Source organism: Nocardioides sp. (genome assembly GCF_035503875.1).
Classification (GTDB): domain Bacteria; phylum Actinomycetota; class Actinomycetes; order Propionibacteriales; family Nocardioidaceae; genus Nocardioides.
The window spans coordinates 1-9,640 of the sequence record NZ_DATJTA010000036.1 but is presented as its reverse complement, the minus strand read 5'-3'; the positions used below and the strand labels follow the sequence as shown (position 1 = coordinate 9,640).

Annotated in this window: 11 protein-coding genes; 4 read left to right on the top strand and 7 right to left on the bottom strand. The window is 73.7% G+C overall.

Annotated elements, in window-relative coordinates; translation table 11 throughout:
- The first annotated feature begins 14 nt into the window (after window positions 1-14).
- Complete coding sequence (locus tag VMF51_RS08030) at window positions 15-605, top strand: DJ-1/PfpI family protein (protein WP_325473892.1); 591 nt, start codon at window positions 15-17, stop codon at window positions 603-605.
- The gene (locus VMF51_RS08025; protein WP_325473891.1) at window positions 602-1,105 is read left to right on the top strand and encodes a hypothetical protein; all 504 of its coding nucleotides are present in this window, start codon (window positions 602-604) and stop codon (window positions 1,103-1,105) included. The genes VMF51_RS08030 and VMF51_RS08025 overlap by 4 nt, the downstream gene beginning before the upstream one ends.
- 4 nt (window positions 1,106-1,109) lie before the next feature.
- Here the strand turns inward: VMF51_RS08025 and VMF51_RS08020 are convergent, their stop codons facing one another.
- From VMF51_RS08020 to VMF51_RS07995, 6 genes are all read right to left on the bottom strand, one after another.
- The gene (locus VMF51_RS08020) at window positions 1,110-2,567 is read right to left on the bottom strand and encodes a benzaldehyde dehydrogenase (protein ID WP_325473890.1); all 1,458 of its coding nucleotides are present in this window, start codon (window positions 2,565-2,567) and stop codon (window positions 1,110-1,112) included.
- 199 nt (window positions 2,568-2,766) lie between these two features.
- Window positions 2,767-3,861 (bottom strand): ring-opening amidohydrolase, encoded by a 1,095-nt coding sequence (locus VMF51_RS08015; RefSeq protein WP_325473889.1) that lies wholly within the window; start codon window positions 3,859-3,861, stop codon window positions 2,767-2,769.
- Window positions 3,861-4,808, bottom strand: a complete 948-nt coding sequence (locus tag VMF51_RS08010; RefSeq protein ID WP_325473888.1) for a carbamate kinase — start codon at window positions 4,806-4,808, stop codon at window positions 3,861-3,863. Before VMF51_RS08010 ends, VMF51_RS08015 begins: the two co-directional genes overlap by 1 nt.
- Window positions 4,809-4,878: 70 nt before the next feature.
- Window positions 4,879-5,616 (bottom strand): SDR family oxidoreductase, encoded by a 738-nt coding sequence (locus tag VMF51_RS08005; protein ID WP_325473887.1) that lies wholly within the window; start codon window positions 5,614-5,616, stop codon window positions 4,879-4,881.
- Window positions 5,617-5,628: 12 nt separating this feature from the next.
- A complete protein-coding gene (locus VMF51_RS08000) occupies window positions 5,629-7,179 on the bottom strand; it encodes a potassium/proton antiporter (protein WP_325473886.1) in 1,551 nt (516 codons plus the stop codon).
- Window positions 7,176-7,643, bottom strand: a complete 468-nt coding sequence (locus VMF51_RS07995; RefSeq protein ID WP_325473885.1) for an SPFH domain-containing protein — start codon at window positions 7,641-7,643, stop codon at window positions 7,176-7,178. The genes VMF51_RS08000 and VMF51_RS07995 overlap by 4 nt, the downstream gene beginning before the upstream one ends.
- 129 nt (window positions 7,644-7,772) lie before the next feature.
- Between VMF51_RS07995 and VMF51_RS07990 the strand changes: the two genes are divergently transcribed.
- Together VMF51_RS07990 and VMF51_RS07985 are read left to right on the top strand one after the other, a co-directional pair.
- Window positions 7,773-8,735, top strand: a complete 963-nt coding sequence (locus tag VMF51_RS07990; RefSeq protein ID WP_325473884.1) for a sensor histidine kinase — start codon at window positions 7,773-7,775, stop codon at window positions 8,733-8,735.
- Window positions 8,732-9,379 carry a response regulator transcription factor gene (locus tag VMF51_RS07985; RefSeq protein WP_325473883.1) on the top strand — a complete coding sequence of 216 codons (648 nt, stop codon included), beginning with the start codon at window positions 8,732-8,734 and terminating at the stop codon, window positions 9,377-9,379. Before VMF51_RS07990 ends, VMF51_RS07985 begins: the two co-directional genes overlap by 4 nt.
- 62 nt (window positions 9,380-9,441) lie before the next feature.
- On the opposite strand, the gene VMF51_RS07980 is transcribed toward VMF51_RS07985, so the two are convergent.
- On the bottom strand, window positions 9,442-9,640 hold a 199-nt coding region (locus VMF51_RS07980; protein WP_414689448.1), incomplete at its 5' end, for a transposase.

The window sequence follows — 9,640 nt, the reverse complement described above, 5'->3', positions numbered from 1 at the left end:
GCGAGGATGGCCCCATGACCCCACGGACCGTCGCGATCCTCGCCTTCGACGACATGGAGGTCCTCGACTTCGCGGGCCCCTACGAGGTGTTCAACGTGGCCGGCGAGCTCGGCGACGGCCGGCCGTTCGACGTCTTCTCGGTCGGGCTGAAGCCGGGCCCGACGGTAGGGCGGGGCGGGTTCACCGTGCTGCCGACGTACCTCCTGGACGACGCGCCGCCCTCGGACCTGCTCGTCGTCCCCGGCGGCGCCGGCGCCCGGGCGCTGCTGGACGACGACCGGGTGCTGTCCTGGGTGCGCGACCGGGCGGGCGAGGTGGAGATGCTGATTTCGGTGTGCACCGGCGCGCTCGTGCTCGGCGCCGCCGGCCTCCTGGAGGACCGCCCGGCCACGACGCACCACGACTCCTTCGACGAGCTCGCCGCCCTCTCCCCCACGACCACCGTCGTGCGCGGACAGCGCTTCGTGCGCTCGGCCGAGCGCGTCCTGACCTCGGCCGGCGTCTCCGCGGGCGTCGACTGCTCCCTGCACGTCGTCCGGCTGCTGACCGACCAGCGCACCCACGACGTGGCCGTCGCGGAGATGGAGTGGGGCTGGCGCTCGTGACGCGACTGCTCCTCGCACTCCTGCTGGCTGCGGCGACCCTCGGGGCCTGCGCGGCCCCGGCCGAGAGCCCGAGCGGGACCTCGCCCGAACCGGCGGACGGCCCGCCCGCCCGCTTCACGATCGTCCCCGACGACTACCACGTGCCGTACGCCGGAACCGCCGAGGACGGTCGCCGGTTCTTCCTCAGCCAGGAGCTCTACGCCCGCGGCACGTCGTACGTCGGGCTGTTCCTCTGGCACGCCGACGGGACCTTCGACGAGGTGCGTGCGGACCCTGCTCCCTCCGGCTCCGACGGGCTCGTCGCCGAGCGGCTGGCCGGGCTCGGCGACTACGTCCTCGAGCCGATCGAGGTCGAGCCGTTCCTGACGAAGGTCGGCAGGACCCGGTTCGGCTGGAAGGTCGGGCGCTACCCCGACGGGGGCGAGCACTACGTCAGCATCGTCCCCGGCGACTTCATGGTCTACTACGCGCCCTGGGACGGGCTGGAGTACGACACCTAGCCCCTCAGAACGGGTACGGCGCGATCTCGGACCGCACCGTCAACCACTGCACCTCGGTGAAGGACTCCAGGTTGGCCGTGGCGCCGCCGACCCGCGAGCCGTTGCCGGACGACTTCGTCCCGCCGAACGGCGCGGTCGCCTCGTCGGAGACCGTCTGCTCGTTGATGTGCACCTTGCCGGAGCTGACCCGGTCGGCGAGCCGCATCGCCAGCCCGACGTCCCCGAGGATCCCGACGGAGAGCCCGTAGGCGTTCTCGTTGACGAGCGCCACCGCCTCGTCGAGGGTCGCGAAGGTGCGTACCGGAGCGACCGGGCCGAAGATCTCCTCGGTCCACGCCGGGTTGTCGCCGGCGACGTCCGCGAGCACGGTCGGCGAGTAGAACAGGGCCTCGTTGGTGCCACCGGCGACCAGCCGCGCACCCCGGCCCACGGCGTCCTGGACGATGGCGTCGATCCGCTTCAGCTGCTTCTCGTCGATGATCGGCCCGAGCGCGACCTGGCCGGACGCGGGATCGCCGACGGGCAGGTGCTGGGCCTTCTCGGCGAGCGCGGCGACGTACTCCTCGGCGATCGACTCGTGGACGAGGTGGCGGCCGGACGTCATGCAGATCTGGCCCTGGTGCATGAAGGAGCCGAACGCGCCCGCGCTGGCCGCCTGCGCGACGTCGGCGCCCGGTAGGACGACGAGCGCGTTGTTGCCGCCGAGCTCGAGGTGCGCGCGCTTGAGGTGGCGGGCGGCCGCCTCGCCGACCTTGCGGCCGGCCTCGGTGGAGCCGGTGAACGCGATGACCGACACCTCCGGCGCCTCGACGACCGCGGCACCGACGTCGGCGCCGCCGGGCAGCAGACTGAGCAGGCCGGCGGGCAGTCCGGCCTCCTCGAAGACGCGGGCCAGCACGACGCCGCCGCAGACGCTGGTGCGCGGGTCGGGCTTGAGGAGGACGGCGTTGCCGAGCGCCAGCGCCGGCGCGACGGCCCGGATGCTGAGGATCAGCGGGAAGTTGAAGGGCGCGATCACCGAGACCACCCCGACCGGCCGGCGGCGGGCCATCGACCAACGGTCCTCGTCGGTGCTCAGCACCTCGCCGTGGGGATGCGTCGACAGCGCGGACGCCTCGAAGCACTCCTGCGCCGCGACGTGGGTCTCCAGCTGCGCCTTCGGCGCGATCGCGCCGGACTCGCGCACGATCCAGTCCTGGATCTCCGCGGCGTGCTCCTCGAAGAGCAGGCCGGCCCGGCGCAGCACGGCGGCCCGCTCGGTCGGCTTGCGGGCGGCCCACTCGGCCTGCGCCTCGGCCGCCCGGGTCGCGGCCCGTCGTACGTCGTCCGGCGTCGCCACGCCCGTCTCGCCCAGGACCGCGCCGGTGGCGGGCTCGTACGCCGGCGCCGTCCCGCCGCCGCCCGCGGTCCAACCGTCGAGGAGGATCTTCCCGGTCCAGGTCTGCGCGTCGAGGAGGCTCATTCCGCCAGGTTCGCGCGCCGGGGTGGGGCGGGCACGGGGGTGCTTCCGCTGGACGGAAGGGTCGGGAAGGCGAGCCGGGTGCAGGCTCATCACGGTATGTCGATCAGCTTGCGGTTCCACGGCGTACCCACCGTGGGAGGCGCGAACTCGGCTGCATACCGTGATGAGCCTGCAGACCCGGCCCACCCAGCCAGATGCCTCAGCCCAGGTCGACGATCGCCGCCACCGGGCCACCCCCGTCAGGCCCCTGGTGGGCCGCCGAGACCGAGACGAAGACGGCGGGGTCGCCGGTGACGGAGGCGGTGACGCCGCCGACCGCGGCCTTGATCTGGCGGTGCCAGTGCACGTCGGAGTCGTCGAGCATCGCGTTGCGGCGCCCGCGGACGGTGCCGTCCTGGGACGCCTCGCACTTGAGGAAGACGTTGACCAGCCGGCCGTCGAGGTCGGCGGTGCGCGGTCGCTCGGGCAGGTCGAGGCCGGCGTCCTTGATGGCGTCCCAGATGCCGTCGGCGTCGAGGGCGTCGTCCATCACGGAGTGGCCGATGCGGTAGCGGCCGCCGACCCCGGTGGCGTTGCCGACGACGACGACCTGCGCGCGGTCCAGCTCGACGCCGGACGAGCAGGACGCGACCGAGGAGTAGAGCGAGCGGTCCTTCAGGACGTCCTCGTCGCGGGGCATGTCGATCTCGCCGAGGGCGACGGCGATGCCGAGCGCCGTACCGCCGTTGGAGACGTCCATCGAGTAGAGCGTGTCCTCGGTGAACACGTCCTGGCCGCGCGACTTGGCGTCGGCGATCGTCGAGAGCGTCAGCAGCGGGGTCTTGGTCTGGACGTAGTGCACGTCGGCGGCGTCGGTGATGCCGGCGCGCTCCATGGCAACCTTCACGGCGTCGGCGACCTTGGTGATCATCCCGGCGCGGCCGATGTCCTCGGGCAGCAGCACCTCGCTCATCGCGAAGCCCACGGTCAGGCGGGACTCCTCGCTCGGCTCGGCGTCGACGGTCGCGAAGATCGTCGCGTGCGGGCTGATCACCCCGTCGGTGCCGCCCGACCAGACGATCGGGATCTCCTTGACGGCCGCCGGGTCGGCGCCCTTCTCGACGAGCACCTCGCGGAACGCGCGGTCGGCGATGATCCGGGTGTAGTCGTTGACCCCGCCGTTGCCCTCGGTCTTGCCGATGATCGCGATGACGCGGCCGGCCTCCATCACCCCGTCGTCGATGAGCTTGGCCAGCTCGCTGGCGTCGGAGACGGAGTGGATCGGGACCTTGCGTACTTCGATGGCACTGGGCATCAGGCGGTCTTCCTCTCGGGTACGACGACGGTGCCGGCGGCGCCGTCGAGGGCATCGGTGATGTGGCTCAGGCTGGTGATCAGGGCGCGCTGGCCCCCCTGCTCGACGAACCGGCAGGCCGCCTCGACCTTGGGGGCCATCGAGCCGCTCGCGAAGTGGCCGTCGGCGGCGTGCTTGCGCAGCTCGGCGACCGTGAGCTCGCCGAGCGGCTCGGCCTCGGGCGTGCCCCAGCGGAGCACGGCGTTCGGCACGTCGGTCGCGACGACGAGTACGTCGGCGCGCAGGTCCCGAGCGAGCACGGCCGCGCCGAGGTCCTTGTCGACGACGGCCTCGACGCCGCGCAGCCGACCCTCCGCGTCGGCCACGACGGGGATGCCTCCCCCGCCAGCGGCGATGGTGACGAGACCCGCCGCGACCAGGGCCTCGACGGGGGCCAGGTCGACGATCGCCAGCGGCTCGGGGGACGCGACGACGCGCCGCCAGCCCCGCTCGCCGCGGTCCTCCCAGGTCTCGCCGTGCTCGACGAGCAGGGCCGCGTCGGCGGCCGGCAGGTACCGCCCGATCGGCTTGGTCGGCCGGGTGAACCCGGGGTCGTCCCAGGCGACGAGCGTGCGGGTGACCACGGCCGCCGTACGGCGGTCGATGCCCCGCTCGAGCAGCGCGGCATCGAGCGCGTTCATCAGCACGAAGCCGAGCGTGGCCTGGGTCTGGGCACCGCACCAGTCCAGCGGGACGGGCGGTACGACGGCGGCGGCGAGCTCGTTCTTGACCAGGAGGTTGCCGACCTGCGGGCCGTTGCCGTGGGTGATGACGACCTCGTCGCCGTGTGCGACGAGGTCGGCGACGGCGGCGGCCGCGGTCGACGCGGCCTCGATCTGGTCCTCCGGCCGGGCTCGCCCGTCCGCGCTGGTCATGGCGTTTCCGCCGAGCGCGAGCAGGACTCTCATGCGTCGAACCTAGGGGTCCTCCCCGGGGCGGACACTGGCAGAGTTTGCCAACGGAAGGGCCGATCTGCCGTTATCGGCCACCGGCGACGCGCAGCGTCGTGCCGGTGACGTACGACGCGGCGTCGCTCAGTGCGAAGGCGACCACCGACGCCACCTCGTCGGGCTCGCCGGCGCGGCCGAGCGGCACGAGCGGGCCGACCCGGTCGAGCCGGCCGGGCTCGCCGGCGTCCTCGTGGATCCGGGTGCGGACGATGCCCGGCGCGACGCCGACCACCCGCACGCCGTCGGCGGCGACCTCCTGGGCCAGGCCGAGGGTGAGGGCGTCGACGCCGGCCTTCGCGGCGGCGTACTGGACGTACTCCCCCGGCGAGCCCAGCGTCGCCGCGCCCGAGCTGATGTTGACGAGCACGCCGCCGGGGCCGCCGTACGACCGGCCGAGGGCTCGTACGGCGGCCCGCGCGACCAGCAGCGCGCTGGTGAGGTTCAGGTCGACCGTGCGCCGTACGACGTCGGCGGGGGTCTCGGCCAGCGGGCCGATGTGCAGCGTGGCGCCCGCGTTGTTGACGACGCCGGTCAGCGGGCCGGGAGCGGAGTCGAACAGCGCGTCGACGGCGTCCGGGTCGGTGAGGTCGCCTGCGACCAGCGCGACGGACGCACCGAGCGCCTCGACTTCGCGCGCGCAGGACGACGCCGCCTCGGCGTCGCCGCGGTAGCCGAGCACCAGGTCGTGGCCGTCGGCGGCGAGCCGGAGCGCGATCGCCCGGCCGATGCCGCGGGTGCCGCCGGTGACGAGGGTGAGTGGTCGCACCGGTCGATCAGATCACGACGCAGCGCGGCCCGGTGTTCCCCGGGGTCGTTCAGCGCGCCCCGGCGCACTCGCCGGCGGCACCGCGGCCAGCCAGCCCGCCAGGCGGCCGCCGTCGCTCACGGCGCGCAGCCGCTGCTCGATCGCCTCGCCGTCCTCGCGCGGCGCGGCGAGCAGCACGTGGTCGCCGGCGCGCAGGTCGGTGGTGAGGGTGGGCGCGAAGATCTCCCCGTCCCGCACAAGCAGCGAGACCGCGGCGCCCGGCGGCAGCCGCAGCTCGGCGATCTCGACCCCGATCATCCGGGACCGCTCGGGGACGGTGAACTGCAGCAGCGCGGCGTCGATGTCGTCCAGGGCCGCCGAGTCGATGGCGACGTCGCGCGGGTTGTGCGGGCGTGCCGCTCCGGTCCGCTTGGCGACCCACGGCAGCGTCGGCCCCTGGAGCAGGGTGAAGAGGACGACGAGCAGGAACACCACGTCGAAGACCCGTTCCGCCCCGGGCAGGCCGACGCTCATGGGGATGGTGGCGAGCACGATGGGTACGGCGCCGCGCAGCCCGGCCCAGCTGACGAACACCTGGTCGCGCCAGGGCATCCGGAACGGGGTCGCGCAGAGCACGACCGACACCGGGCGGGCGACCAGCGTGAGCGCCGCGCCGACCACCAGCGCGGTCGGCAGCGCGTCGAGGAGCCGGGAGGGGCTGGCCAGCACCCCCAGCAGGATGAACAGGCCGATCTGGGAGAGCCAGGCCAGTCCCCCGGTGAACGACTCGGTCGTGGACCGGTGCGGCAGCCGGGCGTTGCCGAGCACCAGCCCGGCGACGTAGATCGCCATGATCGGGCTGCCCCCGATGACCCCGGACACGGCGAAGGCGAGGAACGCGATCGCCAGGGTCGCCAGCGGGTAGAGCCCCGAGGCCGGGAGCGCACTGCGGACCAGCACCCAGGTCCCGGCCCAGGCCACCAGGACGCCGACCAGGACGCCCACGACCAGCTGGAAGCCGATCTGCCCGGCGATGCCGAGCGGGCCGGAGGAGTTCCACGCGTCGGAGGTGACGACGGTGACCAGGATGATGACGGGCGGGTCGTTGAATCCCGACTCGGCCTCCACGGTGGCGCGCAGGCGGCCGCGGACCGGCAGCTGGCGCAGCACCGAGAACACCGCGGCCGCGTCCGTGGAGGAGGCCACGGCGCCGAGCACGATGGCGGTGCGCAGGTCGACGTCGAGGACCAGGTAGACGAGGCCGGTGGTGACCGCGACGCTGATGAACACCCCGGCCGTCGCCAGCACCCCGGCGAGCGGGGCCACGGGCCGGACGGTGCGCCAGTCGGTCGTGAAGCCGCCCTCGGCCAGGATTACCGCGAGCGCCACGGTGCCGAGCACCTGGGTCAGGTCGGCGTCCTCGAAGTTCAGGCCGAGACCGCCCTCGCCGATGGCCAGTCCGATCGCCAGGTAGATCAGCAGGCTCGGCAGCCCGGCCCGGCTGACGAGGCGCACGGCCGCCACGGCGGCCAGCAGCACCGCCGCGCCCACCAGGACGACGACGTTGAGCTCCGCGGTCGTCACCGGGAGGGCCTCAGCACCACGTCCAGCTCGACGACCTCCAGACCACACACGTCCAGTCGCTCCAGGTCGGCCACGTCACGGGCGCCGACGGCACGCGCCAGCTCATCCTCGAGGTCGGCCTCGGCAGCCGCGCGGGCGCGGTCGGCGGCGTCGGCGGGGTCACCCGGCGAGAGCGGCCTCGTGGGTCCGGCCGTCTCGGCCAGCAGGCGCACCTCGTGGCCGTCGCGGGTCGTGGCGCGCACGCTGACGGTGAGCGGCTCCCCCTCGCGCGGCAGCGTCCGGACGGTGTCCAGCACCGGCCAGCGCCAGGTCGGGCCACCGCCCACGACACGGCGTACGACGCCCCGGCGGCTGACGACCAGCACGTGGCCGGGCGGCGCCCAGCGAAGACTGGCGCCGGCGAGCAGGGCCAGGAGGGCTACCAGAAGAAGGACCACCACGACCGTCCCCTGGGGTTCCTCCATGTCCCCTCCTGCCCCGTGCTCGTCCGGCGCCTCGAGTCTTCGCGGAGGAGCGCATCGCGACCATGGGGGCTACCACCCATCTTCGGTCCGGGGCCGCTGGTCCGTCCGGGCGCGTGGCAGGGTGGCGACGTGCGGACTCAGACGGTGCCCCTCTACTGGAAGGTGTGCCTGATCAACGGCGCGGTGTTCCTCGCCGGGACCGTCGCGCTGCTGTTCTTCCCGGTGAGCGTCTCGCGCCGCCCGCTGGTCTCCGAGGCGGTCGTGCTGACGTTGGGCCTGACGGTGATGCTGGTGCTCAACGCGCTGCTGCTGCGCGCCAGCCTCGCCCCGATCGACCGCGTGGTGCGGCAGATGGCGAAGGTCGACCTGCTCGAGCCCGGGCAGCGCCTGCCCGGCGGCGCGGGAGGACCCGGCGGCCACCTGGTCGCCAGCTTCAACGCGATGCTCGACCGGCTGGAGAGCGAGCGCAGCAGCAGCGACGCCCGCGCCCTGGCCGCCGAGGAGGAGGAACGGCACCGGATCGCCCGCGAGCTCCACGACGAGGTCGGCCAGCAGCTCACCGTCGTACTCCTCGGCCTCAAGCAGGTGCAGCAGCGCGCCCCGGCCGAGCTCGTCGACGAGCTGGAGCTGGTCCGCGAGAGCGCCCGCGCCGGGCTGGACGACGTACGGCGGGTGGCGCGCGAGCTGCGCCCGGGGGTCCTCGACGACCTGGGCCTGCACAGCGCGCTCGCGGCGCTGGCGACCGGGTTCTCCGCGCACGGCGGTGCGACGGTACGCCGCTCGATCGCGCCCGGCCTGCCCGCGCTGCCGCCCGCGACCGAGCTCGTGGTCTACCGGGTGGCGCAGGAGGCGCTGACCAACGCGGCCCGGCACGCGCGTGCGACCTCGGTGGAGCTGACCCTGCAGCGACTCGGCGACCGGGTGGTCCTCGGCGTGGAGGACGACGGCCGCGGACTGCCCGCCGGCGCGAGCGGCGCCGGCGTGCGCGGCATGCGCGAGCGCGCCCGCTCCGTGGGCGGCGTCCTGGAGCTGACCGGCTCGCCCGGGAAGGGCACCCGGGTCCGGCTGAGCGTGCCCGTGGAGGCGACGTGACCGTCCGGATCCTGCTCGCCGACGACCACGCGCTGGTCCGCCGCGGCGTACGACTGATCCTCGACCAGGAGCCCGACCTCGAGGTGGTCGCCGAGGCGGGCGACGGCGCGGAGGCGGTGGCGCTGCTGCGCGAGGTGGAGGTCGATCTGGTCGTGCTCGACATCGCGATGCCGCGGATGACCGGGCTGCAGGCGGCCCGTGAGATCGCGCGGCGCCGCGAGCCGCCGCGAGTGCTGATGCTGTCGATGCACGACAACGAGCAGTACTTCTTCGAGTCGCTGAAGGTCGGCGCGAGCGGCTACGTGCTGAAGTCGGTCGCCGACGAGGACCTGGTCGCCGCCTGCCGCTCGGCGATGCGCGGCGAGGCGTTCGTCTACCCGGGCGCGATGAGCGCGCTGGTGCGCGACTACCTCGACCGTCTGCGGCGCGGTGAGCGCGTGCCGATGACCGCGCTCACCGAGCGGGAGAACGAGGTCCTCAAGCTGATCGCCGAGGGCCTGTCGTCGAAGGAGATCGCCGAGGCCCTCACCATCAGCGTGAAGACCGTCGAGCGGCACCGCGCCAACATCCTCGCCCGGCTCGGCATGCGCGACCGGACCCAGCTGGTCCGGTACGCGATCCGCGCGGGGCTGGTGGAGCCCTGAGGGATAGTCCCTGACGTTTCGCACGCCCCGGCCGTGGCGGGGTCAACCGGTGGAAGCAACGTTCATGCTGCTGTCGGGTTCGACAGGAGCTCGGCCAGCGCTTGGGCTGGGGTCTTGAGTCCCAGGGTAGGGCGGGGTCGCTTGTTGAGGGTCGCGGCGATGCGTTCGAGGTCCTCGGCGGTGTGGATCGAGAGGTCGGTTCCCTTCTCGAGCCAGAACCGCAGGAGCCGGTTGGTGTTCTCGTTCGTGCCGCGTTGCCAG

What these genes read in the sequence shown, in the direction of transcription:
- VMF51_RS08030 (WP_325473892.1), top strand. Translation starts at nt 15, where the DNA reads ATGACCCCACGGACCGTCGCGATCCTCGCCTTCGACGACATGGAGGTC.
- VMF51_RS08015 (WP_325473889.1), bottom strand. Translation starts at nt 3,861, where the DNA reads ATGCCCAGTGCCATCGAAGTACGCAAGGTCCCGATCCACTCCGTCTCC.
- VMF51_RS07995 (WP_325473885.1), bottom strand. Translation starts at nt 7,643, where the DNA reads ATGGAGGAACCCCAGGGGACGGTCGTGGTGGTCCTTCTTCTGGTAGCC.
- VMF51_RS08020 (WP_325473890.1), bottom strand. Translation starts at nt 2,567, where the DNA reads ATGAGCCTCCTCGACGCGCAGACCTGGACCGGGAAGATCCTCCTCGAC.
- VMF51_RS08010 (WP_325473888.1), bottom strand. Translation starts at nt 4,808, where the DNA reads ATGAGAGTCCTGCTCGCGCTCGGCGGAAACGCCATGACCAGCGCGGAC.